The organism is Aquiflexum sp. (assembly GCF_977115555.1).
The window spans coordinates 1-20,917 of the sequence record NZ_CDSBKL010000026.1; the positions used below are offsets into that span (position 1 = coordinate 1).

The 20,917-nt window shown below is 38.6% G+C and carries 22 protein-coding genes; 12 read left to right on the forward strand and 10 right to left on the reverse strand.

Annotation, left to right across the window (positions count from 1 at the left end; all coding sequences use genetic code 11):
• On the forward strand, positions 1-1,223 hold a 1,223-nt coding region (locus ACZFYI_RS03020), incomplete at its 5' end, for a Smr/MutS family protein (protein ID WP_462522648.1).
• A 56-nt stretch (positions 1,224-1,279) separates the two neighbouring features.
• On the opposite strand, the gene ACZFYI_RS03025 is transcribed toward ACZFYI_RS03020, so the two are convergent.
• From ACZFYI_RS03025 to ACZFYI_RS03050, 6 genes are all read right to left on the reverse strand, one after another.
• Positions 1,280-1,720 (reverse strand): hypothetical protein, encoded by a 441-nt coding sequence (locus ACZFYI_RS03025; protein WP_462522649.1) that lies wholly within the window; start codon positions 1,718-1,720, stop codon positions 1,280-1,282.
• A 100-nt stretch (positions 1,721-1,820) separates the two neighbouring features.
• A complete protein-coding gene (locus tag ACZFYI_RS03030; RefSeq protein WP_462522650.1) occupies positions 1,821-2,453 on the reverse strand; it encodes an ABC transporter ATP-binding protein in 633 nt (210 codons plus the stop codon).
• A gap of 6 nt (positions 2,454-2,459) precedes the next feature.
• Positions 2,460-3,239, reverse strand: coding sequence for an acyl-ACP--UDP-N-acetylglucosamine O-acyltransferase (gene lpxA, locus ACZFYI_RS03035; RefSeq protein ID WP_462522651.1), 780 nt, complete (start codon positions 3,237-3,239; stop codon positions 2,460-2,462).
• Positions 3,236-4,630 (reverse strand): bifunctional UDP-3-O-[3-hydroxymyristoyl] N-acetylglucosamine deacetylase/3-hydroxyacyl-ACP dehydratase, encoded by a 1,395-nt coding sequence (locus ACZFYI_RS03040; protein WP_462522652.1) that lies wholly within the window; start codon positions 4,628-4,630, stop codon positions 3,236-3,238. The genes lpxA and ACZFYI_RS03040 overlap by 4 nt, the downstream gene beginning before the upstream one ends.
• Before the next feature lie 39 nt (positions 4,631-4,669).
• On the reverse strand, positions 4,670-5,692 hold the full coding sequence (gene lpxD, locus ACZFYI_RS03045; RefSeq protein WP_462522653.1) for a UDP-3-O-(3-hydroxymyristoyl)glucosamine N-acyltransferase: 1,023 nt from the start codon (positions 5,690-5,692) through the stop codon (positions 4,670-4,672).
• Between the two features lie 16 nt (positions 5,693-5,708).
• Positions 5,709-6,935: an HD domain-containing protein gene (locus ACZFYI_RS03050; protein WP_462522654.1), complete on the reverse strand. Its 1,227-nt coding sequence runs from the start codon at positions 6,933-6,935 to the stop codon at positions 5,709-5,711.
• A 63-nt stretch (positions 6,936-6,998) separates the two neighbouring features.
• Between ACZFYI_RS03050 and porX the strand changes: the two genes are divergently transcribed.
• Genes porX through ACZFYI_RS03065 form a run of 3 tightly spaced genes read left to right on the forward strand, consistent with a single transcriptional unit; the run spans position 6,999 to position 10,203 of the window.
• Positions 6,999-8,558, forward strand: coding sequence for a T9SS response regulator signal transducer PorX (porX, locus tag ACZFYI_RS03055; RefSeq protein ID WP_462522655.1), 1,560 nt, complete (start codon positions 6,999-7,001; stop codon positions 8,556-8,558).
• A gap of 6 nt (positions 8,559-8,564) precedes the next feature.
• Positions 8,565-9,008, forward strand: coding sequence for a tRNA (adenosine(37)-N6)-threonylcarbamoyltransferase complex ATPase subunit type 1 TsaE (gene tsaE, locus ACZFYI_RS03060; protein WP_462522656.1), 444 nt, complete (start codon positions 8,565-8,567; stop codon positions 9,006-9,008).
• Positions 8,989-10,203, forward strand: a complete 1,215-nt coding sequence (locus tag ACZFYI_RS03065) for an alanine dehydrogenase (protein WP_462522657.1) — start codon at positions 8,989-8,991, stop codon at positions 10,201-10,203. The genes tsaE and ACZFYI_RS03065 overlap by 20 nt, the downstream gene beginning before the upstream one ends.
• A 2-nt stretch (positions 10,204-10,205) precedes the next feature.
• Here the strand turns inward: ACZFYI_RS03065 and ACZFYI_RS03070 are convergent, their stop codons facing one another.
• The gene (locus ACZFYI_RS03070) at positions 10,206-10,670 is read right to left on the reverse strand and encodes a response regulator (protein WP_462522658.1); all 465 of its coding nucleotides are present in this window, start codon (positions 10,668-10,670) and stop codon (positions 10,206-10,208) included.
• Positions 10,671-11,303: 633 nt separating this feature from the next.
• On the opposite strand from ACZFYI_RS03070, the gene ACZFYI_RS03075 reads away from it, so the two are divergent.
• From ACZFYI_RS03075 to ACZFYI_RS03090, 4 genes are all read left to right on the forward strand, one after another.
• The gene (locus ACZFYI_RS03075; protein WP_462522659.1) at positions 11,304-13,418 is read left to right on the forward strand and encodes a sensor histidine kinase; all 2,115 of its coding nucleotides are present in this window, start codon (positions 11,304-11,306) and stop codon (positions 13,416-13,418) included.
• Complete coding sequence (locus ACZFYI_RS03080; protein WP_462522660.1) at positions 13,411-14,502, forward strand: hybrid sensor histidine kinase/response regulator; 1,092 nt, start codon at positions 13,411-13,413, stop codon at positions 14,500-14,502. The genes ACZFYI_RS03075 and ACZFYI_RS03080 overlap by 8 nt, the downstream gene beginning before the upstream one ends.
• 143 nt (positions 14,503-14,645) lie before the next feature.
• Positions 14,646-15,185, forward strand: a complete 540-nt coding sequence (locus ACZFYI_RS03085; protein ID WP_462522661.1) for an inorganic diphosphatase — start codon at positions 14,646-14,648, stop codon at positions 15,183-15,185.
• 43 nt (positions 15,186-15,228) lie between these two features.
• Positions 15,229-16,272 (forward strand): porin, encoded by a 1,044-nt coding sequence (locus tag ACZFYI_RS03090; RefSeq protein ID WP_462522662.1) that lies wholly within the window; start codon positions 15,229-15,231, stop codon positions 16,270-16,272.
• Here the strand turns inward: ACZFYI_RS03090 and ACZFYI_RS03095 are convergent.
• Positions 16,269-16,730: a hypothetical protein gene (locus ACZFYI_RS03095; RefSeq protein WP_462522663.1), complete on the reverse strand. Its 462-nt coding sequence runs from the start codon at positions 16,728-16,730 to the stop codon at positions 16,269-16,271. The genes ACZFYI_RS03090 and ACZFYI_RS03095 overlap by 4 nt on opposite strands.
• The gene (locus ACZFYI_RS03100; protein WP_258425071.1) at positions 16,727-17,320 is read right to left on the reverse strand and encodes an acyl carrier protein phosphodiesterase; all 594 of its coding nucleotides are present in this window, start codon (positions 17,318-17,320) and stop codon (positions 16,727-16,729) included. The genes ACZFYI_RS03095 and ACZFYI_RS03100 overlap by 4 nt, the downstream gene beginning before the upstream one ends.
• A 71-nt stretch (positions 17,321-17,391) precedes the next feature.
• Between ACZFYI_RS03100 and ACZFYI_RS03105 the strand changes: the two genes are divergently transcribed.
• Entirely contained in the window at positions 17,392-19,314 is a 1,923-nt protein-coding gene (locus tag ACZFYI_RS03105) for an AAA domain-containing protein (RefSeq protein WP_462522664.1), read from the forward strand.
• 1 nt (position 19,315) lies between these two features.
• Here ACZFYI_RS03105 and ACZFYI_RS03110 read toward each other — a convergent pair whose 3' ends face one another.
• Complete coding sequence (locus ACZFYI_RS03110) at positions 19,316-19,861, reverse strand: DUF4924 family protein (protein ID WP_462522665.1); 546 nt, start codon at positions 19,859-19,861, stop codon at positions 19,316-19,318.
• 99 nt (positions 19,862-19,960) lie between these two features.
• Between ACZFYI_RS03110 and ACZFYI_RS03115 the strand changes: the two genes are divergently transcribed.
• The 3 genes from ACZFYI_RS03115 to ACZFYI_RS03125 form a co-directional block, all read left to right on the forward strand.
• A complete protein-coding gene (locus tag ACZFYI_RS03115) occupies positions 19,961-20,161 on the forward strand; it encodes an antitoxin (protein WP_462522666.1) in 201 nt (66 codons plus the stop codon).
• Positions 20,162-20,261: 100 nt separating this feature from the next.
• Entirely contained in the window at positions 20,262-20,591 is a 330-nt protein-coding gene (gene vapC / locus ACZFYI_RS03120) for a type II toxin-antitoxin system tRNA(fMet)-specific endonuclease VapC (RefSeq protein ID WP_462522668.1), read from the forward strand.
• 143 nt (positions 20,592-20,734) lie between these two features.
• A partial coding sequence (locus ACZFYI_RS03125) for a DUF433 domain-containing protein (protein ID WP_462522667.1) occupies positions 20,735-20,917 on the forward strand: 183 nt, incomplete at its 3' end.

The window sequence follows — 20,917 nt, forward strand, 5'->3', positions numbered from 1 at the left end:
AGGAGATTATCGAAAATGACCTGAGTACGTATAGTTCGGATTTGATGAGTATGAAATACTCAACTGAGTTTGCGGACAAAAAAACGATACTTTTCATCGATGAATTCGGTACAGGCACGGAACCTCAATTTGGAGGGGCCATTGCTGAAGGGATTTTATTGGCATTGAACAAAACAGGAGCTTATGGCGTACTGACAACGCACTACGGTAACCTGAAGCAGGTAGCTTCCAAAAACCAGGGTTTGGTAAACGGTGCCATGCGGTATGACGTCGACAAACTTGAACCTTTGTACCAATTGGATCTGGGAAAACCTGGAAGTTCTTTTGCGTTGGAAATCGCTTCCAAAATCGGCATTTCAAAGGGCATCATTGAATATGCTAAAATCCATATAGGTGAGGACCGGGTCAAATATGACAAGATGCTCACCAAGTTGGAAAATCAGCTCGCCAACTATGAGCAGCTTGTCAATGAAAACAAAAAGAAAGAAAGAGTCCTAGATCTGAAAGTCAAAGAATATACCTCGCTGAAAGATTCCATTGATCAGAACAAAAAGAAATTCCTTCAGGAAGCCAAGGTGGAGGCTAAAACGCTTTTGGATGAGGTCAATAAAAAAATTGAAAATACCATTGCCGATATCAAAAAAAGCAAAGGTGATAAAGAAATCACCAAACAGCTTCGGACAGAAATCGAAGACTTGAAGATCAAAGTCAAGCCTGAAAAAAAAGTTATTGTTGCTCCCGAAATCAAAGATGTGGAAGGAGAGATTCAGGTTGGGGATTATGTGAGATTGATTGACAACGGAGCCATTGCTCAGATTTTGGCCCTCAAGAAAAAAGAAGCTGAAATCAGTATCGGTGATCTGAAATCAAATGTCAAAATCAATAGGCTACAGAAGGTTTCCCTTTCTGAAGTGAAAAAGGAAAAGAAAACCCTTGTCCGAAGGACAGGATTTGATACCAATAGCAAAATGTTGGATTTTTCACCCAACTTGGATATCAGGGGTATGAGAGGGGAAGAAATTCTCCCTTTGGTTCAGTCCTTTGTGGATGACGGCTATATGCTTGGTCTCAAAGATCTTAGGATAGTCCATGGCAAAGGAAACGGTATATTGAAAGAAATCTCGCGCAACCTCTTGAGAAATATGAATCAGGTTGCCAAACTTGAGGATGAACATGCAGACAGAGGCGGGGCAGGAGTAACATTAGTAACATTAAAGGCATAAAAAAAGGCATCCCAAATATTTTTGGGTTGCCCTTTTGAATTTGAGAAGTTGATTTTTTATGGTTTCTTTTTCAGCGTAAAAACATAGTCTCCCAAAACAGCAGCAGTTGCCAACTGACGGCCACTTGGAGCTACAATGCTGAACCTAAGGATAAGGTTGTCACCCGTTCTGGTCCAGGAAATCTCGGTGTTTGATGCAGGCTTAGATCCTGTAAATAACAACTTATCAAGCCCTCCTGTTACAAAAGACCAATTCCCATTTGAGTCAAACAGATCGTTGTTGTTGACAGTTACATAGGTTTTGCTTGATGAATTCGCTGCAAGGGTCAACTCGAAAGTCTGATAAATATTGGTTTCAGATCTGCCGTCACGAATGACTGTGCCACCTCCTGCAATTGTCCAAATCTGAGAAGAACCTCCTGTGAGTTCCTCAATAGCTAATTCTTCAGGGGTTTTGCTTGGTGTGGGGTCGTCTTTTTTCTCTTTGCAAGAGAACACTCCAAAGGCTAATAACCCTAGGAGTAGGAAGTTTAATAATTTTTGTTGCATAATAAGTAGGTGAGTAAATTTCTGTAAAATTAATAAATCAGTCTAACAATCAAAGTTTTTGTTTAACCTTAAAATTTTCGATATGGATTTCATTAGGACAAAAAGAATATTCTTTGGGGTTGTTGGAACAGATAAAAAGTGTTCTGTCTTTCGAAAATTGCTTCACCAACTCCAAATACCAAGCTATTCCCTGCTCGTCAAGATTGGAGGTAGGTTCGTCCAAAAGAACCAATTGACAATTTGAAAAAAAACACAGACCAAGCTTTAATCTTTGTTTCATTCCGGAAGAAAACTGCGAAACAGGTTTGTTTTGGTGGTTTTTGAGGTACATTATTTCCATCATCTCCTCGAGATTAAGGTTGCCAGCCGGAATTTTAAATTTGAAATGAAATTCAAGAAGCTCTCTTAAAGAAAACTCTTCAGGGAGTTCCATATAAGGCGCACTGACTACAAGGGACTTAAATATTTCATTGCCATGTATTTCTTTTCCTCCTGAGAAATAGGAAATCGATCCCTGGGTGAGAGGATTCATCCCTGAAAGGCATTTCAGTAAAGTTGATTTACCGGAACCGTTACTGCCTGTAATGGCCCAATGGGAAAATGATGGAACACGAAGTGTGATGTCTTTAAAAATCCATTCAAACTGATATCTTTTGGATACCTGATCCAGCTTCAGTTCCATTATTTATTAGCTGATATAACCTTTCATCACTCCTCTTTCGGAAGATCTGATAAAATTGATGATTTCATCTCGTTCTTTGGTAGCTGGCAGGTTGATTTCGATTTCCTCCAGTGCCCTGCTGTTGTTCAAAGAATTTAAAAATAAGTATCTATAAACTTCTTGGATATGGCTGATTGTTTCGCTGGAATACCCTCTCCGTCTTAACCCAAGACTATTCACGCCTGCATAGCTGAGAGGTTCCCGTGCTGCTTTGGTAAATGGTGGTACATCTTTTCTCACCAATGAACCGCCTGATATCATAGAATGCATCCCGACTTTGACAAATTGATGTATGGCACTGCTTCCACCTACGATGGCCCAGTCGTCTATAGACACATGTCCAGCCACCTGTACGGCATTGGCAATGATGACATTATTCCCTACTATACAATCATGGGCAATATGCACATAGGCCATCAAAAGACAATTGCTTCCGACTTTTGTGGTCCTTTTATCAATAGTTCCTCTGCTTATGGTCACACATTCTCTGATAGTAGTATTGTCACCAATCTCGACAGTCGAATCTTCTCCTTGGAACTTGAGATCCTGAGGGATAGCAGCAATTACAGCCCCTGGAAATATTTTGCAGTTTTTTCCGATTTTGGCTCCTGAATAAATAGTGACATTGGAGCCGATCCATGTTCCTTCACCGATTTCCACATTTTCGTGAATCATGGTAAAAGGATCTATTTGAACATCCTTTCCCAGGATGGTTTTTTCGTGTATGGAGGATAGAGGACTGATCATGATTCTTTCCGGACTATACTTGCTGTCATAATTGCTTCACAAACAAGGGTGTTACCTACAAAAGCTTCCCCTTTCATTTTTGCAATCCCTCTCCGGATGGGAGCAAGTAGCTCGCACTTGAAGACTAATGTGTCTCCAGGAAGCACCATTTTACGGAATTTGCAACTTTCAATACCTAAAAAATAGGTCCAATATTTTTCCGGATCATCTACTGTGCTCAATACCAAAATCCCACCAGTCTGTGCCATTGCTTCCACTTGGAGAACACCGGGCATTACAGGATTGTTTGGAAAATGCCCCATAAAGAAGGGTTCATTGATGGTCACGTTTTTTACCCCAGCCACTACGGTTTCATCCAAGTAAATGATTTTGTCTAAAAGCTGAAAAGGATATCTGTGAGGCAAAATATTACTGATCTGATTGATATCCATTACTGGAGGAAGCTTTGGGTCATAATGTGGAATATGGACCGAACCGGCCTTTTCCATCACCCTTTTTATTTTCTTAGCAAATGCTACATTGGCGGCGTGACCGGGTCTTGCAGCCAAAATTTGCGCTTTTAATGGTCTTCCTACTAATGCCAAATCTCCGACAACGTCCAGTAGCTTATGTCTTGCAGGTTCATTCTTATACCGCAATTCCACATTGTTGAGTATTCCTTCCTTCCTTACCTCAACCTTTTTCTTATTAAACATCTTTGCAAGATGCTCCAATTCTTTCTCCTCAACGACCCTGTCCACTACCACAATGGCATTGTTAAGGTCTCCTCCTTTAATCAAGTTTTGATTGTACAGCATTTCCAATTCATGCAAAAAGCAGAAAGTCCTGCAGGATGCAATCTCAGTTTTGAATTGACTGATATTAGTGATGGAGGCATGCTGACTTCCCAAAACCGGGGAATTGTAATCCACCATTACGGTGACACGGTAGTCGTCAAGCGGCAAAGCTGCCATTTCGACTTCTCTAGAAGGTTCTCTGTAAGTAATGCTTTCAGGTATCTCAAAAAATCTCCTTAAGGCATTTTGTTCCTCCAACCCCACTTCTTCCAAAACCTCAATAAATTGGATGGAAGATCCATCCATAATGGGAGGCTCAGGACCATCCAATTGGATCATGACGTTGTCGATTTCCAAACCAACCAAGGACGCAAGGACGTGCTCGACCGTAAATACCCTTGCTCCGCTTTGTTCAAGGGTTGTACCCCTTGAAATATCTACGACATTGTCCACATCGGCGTCAATTATCGGCATTCCGGGAAGGTCTATTCTTTGGAATTTGAAACCATGGTTTGGTGGGGCAGGTAAAAATGTCATATTTGAAATTACCCCTGTATGGAGACCTACTCCCGATACGGTAACTTGTTTTTTTATGGTATGCTGTTTGACTCTCATCCGATCCTGTTAAACTCCTTCAATTTAAGAAGCGTAAATTTATGGTTTTTTTTCGAGTTCTTTGATTCTGTCTAATAGTTCGGGCAGTTTTTTGAAGAGACTGTAAGATTTCAAGAAATCTTTGATTTCAAATCCCATATATCCAAAAACAGTCTGACCGGACTTATTTATGCTTTTTGAAATGCCAGTATTGGCGCCCACAGTGGTATTGTCAGCTATTTTTATGTGGCCAACAATTCCCGCCTTTCCTGCTATCACACAATTTTTACCGATTTCTGTAGAACCAGAAATCCCTGTCTGTGCAGCGATCACGGTGTTTTCACCTATGATCACATTATGGGCAATTTGTACCAAATTGTCGATTTTAGCTCCTTTTTTTATCAAAGTTGACCCCATTGTTGCACAATCTATAGTGGTATTGGTACCAATGCTAACGTTGTCTTCAATCACTACATTTCCCAATTGGGGGATTTTTTTATAACTGCCATCATGAAGTGGGGCAAAACCGAATCCGTCTCCGCCGATGACTGCACCCGGATGGATTTCGCAATTATTTCCAATCTGGGTGTTGTCATAAATTTTGACCCCGGCATGGATGATGGTATTGTTTCCTATTTTCACATTATTGCCTAGGTAGGCGTTAGGATAGATTTTTACTGAATCCCCCAAAACACAGTTTTTGCCAACATAAGAAAATGCTCCCCTATAAAAATCCTTCCCAATTGTACTTGTTTGGTCAAAAAATGAAGGCTCTTCGATACCTGATTTTCCTGATGTTATCATCATCGAATAGGCTTCAAGCAGCATTGTAAAACCTTCATATGCATTTTTCACCCTGATTAAATTAGTAGTCAGTGGTTTTTGCGGTTCAAAATTTTCGGATACAATGACAGCTGTGGCTTTGGTGTCATAGATAAAGGATTCATATTTTTCATTGGACAAAAAACTGATGCCTCCCGGCAGACCTTCCTGTATTTTATCTAAGCGACTTACCTTCAGGGTTTTGTCACCTTCAACTTTTCCGCTTATTAATTCCGCAATTTGACCAAGAGAAAATTCCATAGATTGGGTTTAGAGCTTACAAAGTTAAATTTTTGGCGTGACAGATATAGTGTTTTTTCACAATTTTACTCATGGCCTTAATATTTGGAAGGTCAGCTGCCACTGCCACATCGACGATGTTACCTTTTTTGGTCAAAATAAAAATCTGTTCCGTATTGAGGTAAGCGTGGTTGCTCAAAACGCCATGATTAAAGAAATAAGTCAGGTCGCTTTCGGGTATTTGAAATTTTTTCAATAACCGCATTTTTTCCTCCTCGATTTCTGAAAGTGAGAATTCATCATTGCGTAGATTTATTTTAAAAAGATTCCTTTCCAAAAACATCCTGGATAAATTTTTCAGGATGTAATCTTCATGGTTTTTCCAAAGCTTGATGGCTCCCCAAATATCAAAATCATCAAGCGTTAAAAAATTCTCCAATAAAACTCCTTTGTTTTCAAAGTCATTTAGCGAAAAATTGCCTTTGAGGAAATAAAGAAGTTCATCTGTGGCAATAAGGTTTTGGCCGTTTTGGCTAAGATGTTTGGCGCGATTGATCAGGCTTATCATCATCTTTTCCGCACTCACAGTAGTCTTGTGTAAGTATACCTGCCAATACATCAACCTTCTGGCACTCAAGAAATTTTCAATACTGTAGATCCCTTTTTCTTCAATTACCAGCTGATCATCTTTGATATCCATCATTTTGATGATCCGGTCTGCACCGATTGCCCCTTCCGATACGCCTGTAAAAAAACAGTCTCTTTGGAGGTAATCCAATCTGTCAATGTCAAGCTGACTGGAAACGAGTTGGTTGAAAAATTTCCTTTCATATTCTCCTTTGAATATTTTTATGGAAAGATCAAGTTGGTTGTTTAATTCCTTGTTGAGTTTTTGGATAATAAGAAGTGAGAGGGATTCATGGGGGATGTTTTGAAGGATGCTGAATTCCAATGCATGAGAAAACGGGCCATGGCCAATATCATGCAACAAAATAGCAATAAGGCCGGCTTCGTATTCTTCCTCACTAATTTCGATACCTTTATGTCTGAGATTGTCCAGGGTAATGCTCATGAGATGCATGGCACCGATGGCATGGTGAAATCTCGTATGCAATGCGCCGGGATAGACATAATCAGTCAAACCAAGTTGCTTGATACGACGTAACCTCTGGAAGTAAGGATGGTCAATGATACTAAAAATCAATTCGCTGGGAATGGTAATGAATCCATAAACAGGATCATTCAGAATTTTATGGCGTTTCAATGTCCTTGACATTTGATAGGTCTCAAAAGTAATTATAAATTTAAAAGAAGTAAACCAAATTTTATGCAAAGGTTCAAAATCCTATGGGCGGATGACGAGATAGATCTTCTGAAGCCACATATTTTATTTTTACAGCAAAGAGGCTATGAAATAGCAACTGTCAACAGTGGCGTAGATGCCATCGAAATGGTGGAGAAGTTCAATTTTGATGTGATTTTTTTGGATGAAATGATGCCCGGAATGACAGGACTGGAGACTTTGCAACAAATCAAAATGCTAAAACCACAGGTTCCGGTCGTCATGATCACCAAAAGTGAGGAGGAGCACATCATGGATGATGCCATCGGTGGAAAAATTGCCGATTACCTTATCAAGCCAATCAACCCAAACCAGATACTGCTTTCAGTAAAAAAGATTTTGCAGAATAAGCAGCTGATCACTGAAAAAACAAACCTGTCCTACAGACAGGATTTTATGAATATAAGCACTGCTTGCGGAGAAGCTTCCACCCATCAGGAATGGACAGATATTTATAAGCGGCTGACTTATTGGGAGATGGAGATTGATGGGACTGACAACAAAAGCATGCAGGATGTCCTTGATACCCAAAAAACAGAAGCTAATGCTGCTTTTGCTAAATTTATCAAAAACAACTACATCGACTGGATCAATGATCCTAAATCTGAAAAACCAATCCTGTCCCACAGGTTAATGGCGGAGAAGGTTTTTCCGAACGTCAAAAACGGCAAGCCGCTATTTTTTGTGGTAATTGATAACCTTAGGCTGGACCAATGGGAAGTGATCAAACCCTTGATTTCTGAATACTTCAATACTTCGGAGGAGAGTACCTATTACAGTATCTTACCCACTACAACAGCCTTCGCAAGAAATGCCCTTTTTAGCGGCATGATGCCTTCCGATATGGCAAGATTCCATCCTGAACTATGGGAAGGAGAAGATACCGATGAAGGCAAAAATAACCATGAAGAAGATTTTTTGTCCGAAAATCTTCATCGAAATAAAATGAATATCAAATTCAGCTATAACAAGATCCTCCAGGTCTTTCAAGGTAAGGCTGTTTTGGATCATTTCCATCAGTTGCTAAACAACGATCTGAATGTATTGGTCTACAATTTTGTGGACATGATGTCGCATGCCCGGACTGATATCAAAATGGTCAGGGAACTTGCTCCGGATGAATCTGCATACAGATCTTTGACCAAAAGTTGGTTTGAGCACTCTACGCTTTTTGATCTTTTTAAAAAAATCCATGCTGCCAAAGCCGATGTGATAATCTCTACTGATCATGGTACAAAAAGGGTCAATAGGCCGTACAAAATCATCGGGGATAAAAATGTAACGACTAACCTCAGGTACAAGCAGGGGAAAAATCTAAATTTTGAAAGTGGCAAAGTGTTTGAGATTTCCCGTCCTGAAGATGCCAAGTTGCCCAGGTTCAATGTTTCGACAAGCTATGTTTTTACAGTTGAAGATTATTTCTTTGCATATCCAAACAATTACAATTATTATGTAAATTACTACAAAGATACTTTCCAACATGGAGGAGTATCTCTTGAAGAAATGATTATCCCATTTATCAGACTCGAACCAAAGAATATTTAATTAAATTTGGAAAAGTATTATTGTGCTGGAATAGAAGGAATTCATTCAGCCGCACTTAAGATCATAGAGTTTGGCAGGTTTGACAAAATCTGGATTTTCAAAGGGGAGCTTGGAGCCGGTAAAACTACGGTGATCAAGGAAATTGCCGAGATATTGGGGATTAAAGACAGGGTGAACAGCCCTACTTTTTCTCTGGTTAATGAATACAAGAGCGCTGAGGGTGAAATTTTTTACCACTTTGATTTTTATAGAATCGAAGAACCGGAAGAAGTTTTGGAAATTGGTCTGGATGAATATCTGGACAGTGGCCGGCTTTGTTGGATCGAGTGGGCTGAAAAAATCGCAGAATTTATACCTTCTGATTTTATGCATGTCCAAATTGATGTGGATGGATCTGGAGGAAGGATAATTACCTTAAATAGGGTTATTAATGGTGAAAAAGATGGTTGAAATAAGGGAAGAGGTTGGGATTTATCCCAAAGAAGCGGTAGCGAAAGTTAAGAATTCGCAAAATTCATTGCTGATAGGAGTGCCTCTGGAAACGGCCGCCCAAGAAAAGAGGGTGGTTTTGACGCCTGATGCAGTTGCACTTCTGGTCAATAATGGTCTTCAGGTCCTTGTAGAAACCAACGCCGGAAAAGAATCGAAGTTTACTGACAAAGAGTATTCCGATGCCGGGGCAAAGGTAGTCTATACTGCCAAAGAAGCTTTTGATGCGGAGGTAATCATAAAAGTTGAACCGCCAACAGAGGAGGAAATCAATTTTATGCGCTCAGGATCTTGTTTGATTTCTGCCCTGCAACTAGGAAAGCAAAAGGCAGATTATATCCAAGCCTTAAACAAAAAGAGAATTACAGCTGTATCCTATGAAAATCTTGAGGATAAAGTTGGAGGTATGCCTGTGGTAAGGGCCATGAGTGAAATTGCCGGAAGTACGGTGATGTTGATCGCTGCAGAATACCTGAGCAGTGTAAATAACGGGAAGGGTCTGATCATGGGAGGAGTTACAGGAGTTCCTCCTACGCAGGTGGTCATAGTAGGTGCCGGAACTGTCGCTGAATATGCAGCAAGGACTGCTTTGGGACTAGGAGCGAGCATTAAGGTATTTGATAACCATATTTATAAGTTGAGGAGGATAAAGCACCTCCTTGGTCAGCAGGTATTCACGTCAACCATTGATAATTATACATTGGGGAATGCCATTAAGGAAGCGGACGTTGTCATTGGAGCCCTAAGAGCCGAAAAAGGTAGGAACAAAATTGTTGTAAGCGAAGAAATGATTGCTGCAATGATGGAGGGAAGCGTAATCATCGACGTATCAATAGATCAAGGTGGATGTATAGAAACTTCAGAGATGACTTCCCACGATGTCCCGACATTTGTCAAACATGGAGTAATCCATTATTGCGTTCCCAATATTGCATCACGTGTTTCAAGGACAGCCTCCTGTGCCTTAAGTAACATATTCACCCCCATTTTGCTCCATATGGCTGATTTGGGAGGGGCAGAAGAAATGGTGTTCAATTATAAGTGGTTTATGAAAGGGGTTTACACTTACAGGGGTAGCCTTACAAATGCGTACTTGGCAAGGAAATTTTCTATGACTCATAAGGAGTTGTTGTTGCTCCTTGCTGCACGATACTAGTTCTATTTTTGTTGGAGCATCAACTCAAGATTTTTGTTAGTCTCTACAAGGTCCTCCATTAATTTTTTGTTCTCTTTTCGAAGAGACAGAACCTCAAATGCATTTTTGATTACCGTTCGCATATAATCCTCTTCCCAAGGTTTGGTGAGATAGTGGTAAACTTGACTTTTGTTAATGGCATCTATTACTGCCTGAATATCAGTATATCCAGTCAGTAGAATCCGTATCGGATCAGGATGGTCTGGGATGACAGAGGCCAAAAAGTCAACTCCTGTTTCGTCAGGCATCCTTTGGTCGGTGATAATGATGTCAACCTCATTAGAATTCAGTAATTTCCTGCCTTCCTGTGCGGAAATAGCAAGATGGATTTTGTAATCTCTTCTAAATGTAGCCTTAAATGCCTGAAGGTTATTTTCTTCATCATCTACATACAGAATTTTTATTTTTTCGCTGGGTGATTCGAACATTTACATTTACTATTAGTGAAACTTTAGGTACAAGTTTAAGTATATATTTTACTTATTGTTAATTTTACCCAAAAAAATTTCTCCTTTTATAGGATTTCTTCAAATGTCGAAATAAAATTCCTTTTTTTTTATTTTTTTTACACTTCTCTTATGATTATTGGTTCAATAATATAACTTTACCGCTAATACCCACTCTTACTGCCTCTAAATGAGATTGGCTTCATCGCTTGAATTACTCCTTCAAATTGAAATTTTCATTATGGGTTTAACGTTCCCTTATTTTTGGATTTTGTTCAGAATGGTGTGTATAAGAGCTTCTGATTTTAAAGTTGAACCAAAAAGTCAGATGTTTCTCTATTGGGATTATTATTCCGGTTCATATTTGGAGAAGGGAGTTAGGTTAGCCTCTCCTTCAAAAAAAGGCAAGAAATTAATAGGTGGGATATTGAATAGGAACCAAATGTTCCTGTTTTGGCTGAAAAGCCGTGTTTTTTCGAGAATAGGTTCATTTTATCTTGAATCTATAAAGTGGTTCTTTAGCCTGGATTTTCATATTTTGAAAAAAGGAATGCATTCCGGACAAAAATATTACTTTGGAAGTGAAACTAAATTGTCCATACCTACCTTGAATGTATGATTGTTGCCCTTATCAATATTTTTCTGCTTATAACCTCTCCGGTCCTCCAATTGGACAATGGTTTGGAAATGGTGGATGTTTTCAACTATGAATACTTTATTGATTTGAATGGGGATATGGGGATAACTGATGTGGTATCAAATCCCAACTTCATATCTATTCCCTCCAAAAATCCAAATTTCGGTTTAGGTGAAGAGGCAGTTTGGCTAAGGTTTAAAGTTGAACCCAATGGGATGGGAGAAGAGAAGAAATATCTCGTGATCAATAATCCAAATTTGGATGAGATTTATTTTTATTTGGTCAGGGACGGGGAAGTTAAGGTAAATCAGGTAAGCGGTAGGATCCATGATTTTAATAACAGATTGGTTCCCTCCAGGAAAGTAATTTTTGAGCTTAAAATGGAGGAGGGTGTTACCGATGAAGTGTATTTGAAAATAATCACCAATGAAAAGAGGATAGTTTCGGCAGGAATAGCTGACATGAAAACTATAAATCACCAGCTTTATTTTGAGAATATTTTATATGGTATATTTACTGGGGTATTCTTTGGACTGTTTTTTTATAACTTATTTCTTTACTTCTCGCTCAATGACAAAACATACTTGATATATGTCTTTTATATTCTCTTGGTCTGGTTAGGGCAATCATCCATTTTGGGATTTGCACAAGAATTAATCTGGCCGAACTGGGTGTGGATGAACCTAAGGTCAAATATCCTTTTTTCGATTTTGGGGAGTATTTGTGCCATTTGGTTTGTAAGGTCGTTTCTCAAAACCAAGAAATACCTGCCTAAGTTGGATTTAGGTCTTATGGTAATTTATGGTGTTTATTTTTTGATATTGCTTGGTACTTTTCTAGGCTTATTGAGGGTCACCTATGCTGTTTTTTTGGTTACACAGGCCATTGTCATACCTTATGTTTTTTTAATGTCAGTCCTTATTCTAAGAAGTGGATTTAAACCGGCAAGGTTTTTCTTGATTGCTTGGTCGGTGTTTATGTTGGGTATATTTCTTTTTGTACTCACACAGATGGGTGTGATTCCTTTTTCGCAGCCAAACTTTTATTTGATGCCATTTGGAGCAGGCTTAGGTGTGATTCTTTTGTCATTTGCTTTAGCAGATAGGATAAATGACCAGAAAAGGGAGAATGAAATTGAGCAAAGTGAAAAACTCAAATTACTTGAGGAACATGAAAGCCGGATTATTGAGCAAAATGAATTTCTTGAAGAAAAAGTAAAACAGAGGACAGAGGAACTCGAACTTACACTCCATAACCTTCAAAATACCCAGACCCAATTGGTCAATCAAGAAAAAATGGCTTCATTGGGGCAGTTGACTGCAGGTATAGCGCACGAGATCAATAACCCGATTAATTTTGTAAGCTCTAATATCTCTCCTCTCAAAAGAGATATCAACGATTTGCTTGAGATAGTCAAAGCATATAGGGAAAAAGGGAAACTTGAGTTTTCTGAATCTTCCAAAAAAGATTTGCAGGAAGTGGAAGATGATATAGAGTTTGACTATATTCTCAAGGAGATTGACCAGTTACTAAGAGGAATGGAAGAAGGGGCGAAAAGGACTGTTGAAATTGTAAAGGGGTTGAGACTGTTTTCTAGAGTTGATGAGCAGGATGTCAAAAGAGTTGATATCCACGATGGGATCAACAGTACATTGATATTGCTCAATAGTTCGATGTCCGGAAAAATCCAGGTTTATAGGGAGTTTGGGAATATCCCGATAATTGAATGCCTGCCAGGTAAACTCAATCAGGTTTTTATGAACATCATTACCAATGCTATCCATGCTTTGATTGAGAATCTGGATAATATCCCTGAACCAAAGATTACCATCAGAACAAATCACATCGGAGAACAAATCAGAATTGAAATAGAGGATAATGGGTTTGGAATGCCTGCGAATGTTAAACAGCGGATTTTTGAGCCCTTTTTTACAACCAAAGCAGTAGGTAAAGGGACCGGTCTTGGACTTTCAATTGTCTATACTATTATTGAAAATCACAAAGGGACACTTGAAGTACGCACAGAACAAGGTAAAGGAACCAATTTTATCATTACCCTTCCAATCTATCAAAATACCCAGCAGAATGACTGACAAAATTATAGTACTTTATATCGACGATGAAGACAATAACTTGAACTCCTTCAAGGCAAGTTTGAGGAAAGATTATAAGGTAATTACTGCCCTCGATGCTTTTGAAGGTCTTAAAATTGCGGAGACTGAAGAACTCCATGTGGTCATAGCCGATCAAAGGATGCCGGGATTGGATGGTGTGGAATTTTTTGAAAAATTGATGAAGATTAACCCCGAACCCGTCAGGATTCTCCTCACTGGATATTCGGATATAGCCAGTGTTATAGATGCAATAAACAGGGGTCAGGTATATAGATTTATAGACAAGCCGTGGAATATTGAACAGATTAAAAATGCCATCAAAACCGCAGGGGATATTTATTTTGCCAGGAAGGAATTAAAAGACAAGAATGAACGGCTTCAGAAAATACATTCTGAAATGAACCAGTTTGTATATTCCCTTTCTCATGAGTTGAGAGGGCCACTGATGAGCATATCCGGTGTGTCCAAGCTTGCCAAAATGGAAGCCAAAGATCCGTCCGTATTAGAATATTTTGATCTGATAGATACAGCCACGGAAAAACTTGATGGATTTATTTACAAAATGCTGGATTTCTACAGGTCCACTAAAATTGAAAACAAAGTCACTGAAATTGATTTTGAAGAAGTCGTATCTCAACAACTAGAAATTTATAAGGTCAAATGGGATCTTGATATTATATCTATAAATATCAAAATTAGTCAAAATTCCAAATTTAATTCTGATGATTCAAAAATCCGCGTAATTTTAAATAATCTCATCCACAATGCGGTAATCTTCCAGAAGGAAAACACAACTGATAAAACAATCAACGTATCCATAGATGTGTCTGAAAATATTGCCACGATAATCGTCGAAGACAATGGTGTAGGTATTGATGATAAGCTCATTAATGAAGTGTTTAATTTGTTTCAAAGGGCTACTCAAAAAAATGTCGGTTCAGGCCTTGGACTATATATGGTCAAGGAATCCGCTATCCAAATGGGAGGTAAGGTCAGCTTAGAATCTACTGTTGATGTTGGAACAAAAGTAACTGTGATGTTACCAAGTCTTATTCCAAGCTAAATACTGAAAACTGATATGGACTTTTCCTTATCGTTACCGTGCTGATTTCTCAATCAGGATTGGATTGATATTTATTTGATTACACGTGATTTTCGCTTTTCTTTGTTCTCAATTTAATTTTCCACACCAAAAAGTTTTTAGATATGATCAATCCTTGGCATGATGTCAATATTGGCAAGCAAGCTCCCGAATTTGTGATGGGTGTAATTGAAATTCCAAAAGGAAGTAAGGGTAAATATGAGTTGGATAAAAAAACCGGAATGTTACTGTTGGACAGGGTTTTGTTTTCAGCAGTCCATTATCCGGCTAATTATGGTTTTATCCCTCAGACCTTTTGTGAGGATAAGGATCCACTAGACATTCTGATAATTTCTCAAATTGATATTCCTTCCATGACTTTGGTCAAAGCCAAGGTAATCGGTGTTATGAGGATGGTTGATGGAGGCGAGGCAGATGATAAGATAATTGCTGTTGCCGCTGAGGATCAGTCTGTCAATTATATCAATGATATCGATGAACTTCCCCCACATTTAATGAAAGAGGTTCATAGGTTTTTTGAAGATTATAAAAAGCTTGAAAATAAGGAAGTGAAAGTGGAGGATTTTCTAGGAAAAGAGGAGGCATTCAAAATTATCCACGAGAGTATTGAACTATATGATTTGAATTTTAGAACAAAAAGATAATTCTCAGCCCGGTTGGAAACTTCCGGGTTTTCTTTTTTTGAATATGAAAAGATTGACCTTCCTGCTTTTATTTTTGATCGGAAAACTGTCAGCACAAGAGGATACTGACAAAAAAATTATTTTCTCAGGTTATCTCGAATCATATTACAGTTATGATTTTAATCGCCCTGAAGACAATCTTAGGCCTGACTTTTTATATAACTTCAATAGGCATAATGAATTCAGTATCAACCTCGGCTTGCTAAAAGCATCCTTTCAAAATGATCAGGTTAGGGCTAATGTTGCTTTGATGGTTGGTACTTACGCCCAATACAATCTTGCCGATGAACCTAAATGGGCACAGTTTATCAACGAAGCCTCTTTTGGAATAAAATTGCACGAAAAACTGTGGGTTGATATTGGTGTAATGCCTTCTTATATAGGATTTGAATCTTGGTATGGAATGGATTGCATGAATTTGACAAGAAGTATCCTGGCTGAAAGTTCACCTTACTTTTTTACAGGTGGGAAATTCACCTATACCCCTGACCCCAAATGGGAAATACAGCTTTGGCTTACAAATGGCTGGCAGAATATTGTGAAGAACGAAGAAAACAAATCATTGGGAATCGGCACTGCTTTCAAATACATGCCTTCAGAACAAGTCACAATAAATTATTCAAATTACTTTGGAAATGAAAATCCTTATCCTGTTCGATTAAACAGGTTTTTCAATAATGTGTATATGCTCTATGAAAAAAAAACATGGGATGTTGCTTTTGGTGCTGATTATGGAATTCAGCAGACCTTGTCAGGAGGTATTGATTCTTGGTTTGGATTGATAGCATCGCTGAGTAAGGATTTGGGAAAGAAAATAACACTTGCAGGTAGAGCGGAATATTATTCAGATCCTATGGAAATTATCCTTAATGAGGGATTGAAATTAACAGGATTGTCTGCAAATTTTGACTTCTCATTATCCAAGAAAGCTTTACTGAGATTTGAAGCAAGGAGATTCATCAGTTCTGAAGATACTTTTCCGCTCCCAGAAGGAAAATTTGGAAGGATGAATACCGCTTTGACAGCTTCTCTTGCACTTAGGTTTTAAGATTTTTTTCCAGCAGTTATCTTTTTCTTTGGCAGCTTTTTGTTTAGGGATTTTACAAATTCCTCATAGTTGAGATGTTCGTGGTTGCTGATTGAAAAAGAGCTTTTATCTTCAAAAACAATGGTTAACTGCTTGAATTCACGTTTGTTGGTAATGACATTTTCTTCTTCCCACACCATAACCTCGGAAAGGGAATATGTGGTCGTTTTTCCCCGAAGAGGGAGTCTGGTAATAATTTGGTCTTTGCCTATTGCTATAAATTTATATGCAGCCATCATTTTGACCAGAAGAAGGACTATTACCAAAGTGAGTATGGCAGTGCCTGACAAATAGATGGGAAGTCCAAATGATCTTTTGGTAGCAAAATGGTTGAGGATGTAAACCAATCCAAAAATCTGAACAAGGACGATGAGACCAAGGGCAATAAATGTACTGGGTTTTGGCCTGGAATGAATCATGTGTTTCGTAATTCTGCGAGTGTTTTTTTTGAGAAAGCTACCATATCCTCAAAGAAGTCGCCAAAATGGACTTTTAAATATTCATGATGCTCATCAAGAAAAACATGGGCAGTTTCCATCTTTGAGTTGAAGGTTGCCCTTTTTGCCATGCCTGTCATGGCTCTTCTGATACCGTCCAATTCACCATATCCAGCCAGCCAATTGTAGTATTTCATGTAGCCAAATGTCTGTAAAAATTTTTCGGGTAGGGTATCTCCATATTCGTCAATGGTATTATACACATCTTCGGCAAATTGATCCAAAGGGATGTGGTGGTAATTTTTCCAGTACCTTGCCAGAAAATAATCAAAATACATATCTGTGATTACCATAGAATATCTTCCATATTCTGGTCTCAAGATGGCCTGGGCTTCCTTTACCACTGGATGCGAGTCGGTAAATTTATCGATATTCCAATGGAGTTTTATTCCTGCAACAATATCCTTGTCATAGGTGTTTTCAATGTCTCCACGTACAAAATCTCCGATAAAGTTTCCTACAAGGACTTTTGGATCCCCGAAGGATAAATAAGCATGGGCTAGAAAATTCACGATTTAATGTTTAGAGTAGTAGGTAAGAGCGATGTATTATCACTTATTTTCGCTTTTAAATGTAATAATAGATGGGAAATATTCAGGAGGAATTAAGAAATTCTTTAAAACTTTTAAAACAAGAATGGGAGGAGGATTTAATCCAATACAAAAAAAAGTTTTTATATACCTCAATTTCAGATAAAAAGGAAGAAGGTGTTTGTTGGTATCCTGTTCAGCTTAAAAAATCAAAAATAGGTTTTGGCGAAAGGTTGATCGTAGAATTTGAAAGGTTTGACCCGGGAGCGCCCCATTCATTTCAATCCGGGAAGTCAGTTTCTATTTTTTCGAATCAGACCCAATTTCAATCTCATCGGATCAGTGGGGTGATCAATCAGGTAAAAAAGGATACAATGGTGGTTACTTTACAGTCCGATGATGTTCCCGAATGGATGCATCAAGGAAAATTAGGGATTGATTTGCTTTTTGATGAGGCGAGCTACCGCGAGATGGAATACGCCATGAAGGCAGTGATCAAATCTGAAAAAGGAAGATTGGGTGAATTGAAAGAAATCTTGTTGGGAGAAAAGGCACCGTCTCTGAATGCCACTTTTACGAAAGAAATAAATCACCTTAATTCCAGCCAAAATGAAGCTCTGAATTTGGTCAGTGCATCAAAGGACGTCGCTATCATACATGGACCTCCCGGAACAGGTAAGACCACCACGCTTGTCGCATCAATTGTTCAGGCTCTTGATGGTTGCAAACAAGTTTTGGTCTGCGCCCCAAGCAATTCGGCAGTGGATTTTTTGGTGGAGAAGTTATTGGAATACAAAATAAATACCCTCCGTATCGGCCATCCGGCAAGGGTAGAGGACCATATTCTGTCCCAGACGCTTGACGCCAAGATAGCGATGCATGACAGTTACAAGGATCTGAAGCGGCTCAAAAAGTCGGCAGATGATTACAGAAAACTGGGTCAAAAACACAAACGTACTTTCGGGCCTGAGGAAAGGATGCAACGAAGAAGACTTTTGGATGAGGCAAGTAGGTGTAAAGTTGAAGCTCAAAGTTTGGAAGATTATATCATTTATGATATTTTCCAAGAAACCCAAGTTTTTGCATGCACCCTTGTGGGTGCAGCCAATTCAGCTTTAAAAGGGATGAGTTTTCCAATTGTTTTTATCGATGAAGCAGCCCAAGGGCTGGAGGCGGCTACATGGATTCCTATCCAAAAAGCCTCAAAAGTAGTGATGGCAGGAGACCATTGTCAGCTTCCACCGACGATCAAATCTTATGAAGCGGCTAAAAACGGACTAAGCGAAACACTTTTTGAAAAGGTGATCAAAAGAAGACCTGATGCCTCTAAAATGCTAAGTGTCCAATATAGGATGCCGGAACTGGTTATGGGTTTCTCGAGCAAATACTTCTATCACAACGGGCTAAAAGCAGCAGATAACACATTACATCATTACCTTGCTCCGGATGAACCTGTGCTGGAGTACATTGATACCGCAGGCAGTGGATTTACAGAACAGCAGGAAGAGGAATCTCTCAGTACCTTCAATCTTGAAGAGGCAAGGTTTTCTTTACGCTATCTTGAAAATCTCCTCAAAAGAATCGGTATCGCTGAGATCAAGACCAAACAATGGAATATAGGATTGATAGCGCCCTACCGCGCCCAAGTGAGAAGATTCAATGAATTGGTCTTTGAAAGCTTTGAATTTCCAAACTTAAGGTCTTTCTCCGAGTTGCTTACCATTGACTCCATTGACGGATTTCAGGGGCAGGAGCGGGATATCATTGTCATCAGTCTTGTTCGCTCCAATGCAAAAGGAGAAATCGGTTTTTTGGCGGATACGAGGAGAATGAATGTGGCCCTGACCAGAGCAAAAAGAAAACTGGTGGTGGTTGGGGACAGTTCTACTTTAAGCATCCATCCTTTTTACAATTCGTTTTTTGATTATATCGACGCGAATGGCTGCTACAAAAGTGTGTATGAATATTTGGAATAAATCAATTCTCTCTTTCCTTGCTTTCTTGTTGGTTAAAATAAACCCAGTTCAAGTAACTGAGAATATCGCCAAAACTATCATTGGCTTCCAGGATTTCAGCAGGTACTTCCCTGCTTCTCAACCTCGCCAATAACTGCCCATAAATGGCATTGAGGGCAATTTGGATTTCATGTTTTGGCGCATTTTCACCGGCTTCCAAGAAAAGTTGGATCAAATGTGGTTTTGCACGTTGGTACAGCTCAAAATAATCCCTGTCGGTTTTCAGCAAGTTCCAATGTAAGGAGGCGAAATGGTCAACGAGTTTTTGGGTTTGGGGAAGATGCCCTGATTCTTCCACTTTTGCATTTTTCATCTCATGTGCCAAATCGCTAAACCATATCGCTGTCTCTGTTTTTTCGGAATCAGATATAGGATAATGTGAAATGACATAAAGTCTGATATCATCCAGATTGAAATGATAAACCCGAAGCAAATCCTCCATTTGGTACATGTAGATAATGTATTCGGGAATATTTTGGGCTTTCTTCCTATCTGCTACAGTTTTCATTTTGGATTGATTTTTTATGGATGCAAAGAAAATAAGAAAGCTTGGTTTTTAACAATAAATGAGAAAGTGCGTACATTTAAGAAACTTAAATCTTTGAAGATGGAAGAAGTAGAAATCGAAAATATTTCAGGAAGTCAGTTTATTAAGATCCCTGAAAATCTTAAAATAGACGATAATAAGGTTTTTTTGAAGAAAGTTGGAAATTCTATTTTCATCATTCCTTTTCATAATCCATGGCAAACCATGTTTGAAAGTATAGATCTTTTCTCAGATGATTTTTTGGAGGAAAGGAATCAGTAAGGTCAAGATAAAAGAGAGTCATTCTAGATATGCAATATTTACTTGATACTAATACTTGCATTTATATTATCAAAAAAAAGCCAATTGACATTTTTGAGAAATTTTCCAGAATCAACTTAGGAGAAATTGCAATTTTTCAATTACTGTGGCGGAACTTGAGTATGGTGCAAGCAAAAGTCAATTTAAAGAACAAAATAGAATTGCCCTTTTCAACTTTTTATTGCCATTAGAGATCTTGCCATTTTCTCAAACAGCTACTACATTTTATGGAGAAATAAGGTCAAAATTAGAACTTGAAGGAAAAGTTATTGGTCCTATGGATATGTTGATCGCCTCCCATGCAGTTTCAGAAAACCTTGTTTTGGTTACTAACAATATTAAAGAGTTTTCAAGAATTCCTTCTCTAAGATTAGAAAATTGGATAAAATAAATTTTCTTGAATACAAGATTTAGTTGTTTTTTTGTTTTAGGCTATGGTTTTCATTCGGCTGTTTTTTTGTGGGTAAGAAGAAAATAAGAAACCTTGGTTTTTAACAATAAAACAGAAAGTGCGTACATTTAAGAAAAAGAAACATGGACAACTATCGAGAAATCATCACCATTGAGCCTGGTAAAAGGGGAGGCAAGCCTTGTGTCAGAGGGTTGAGAATTACTGTTTATGACATTCTGGAATACCTTGCTTCAGGAATGACAATGGAAGAGATATTGGATGATTTTCCGGAATTGACTAGGGAAGATATTTTGGATAGTTTGGCT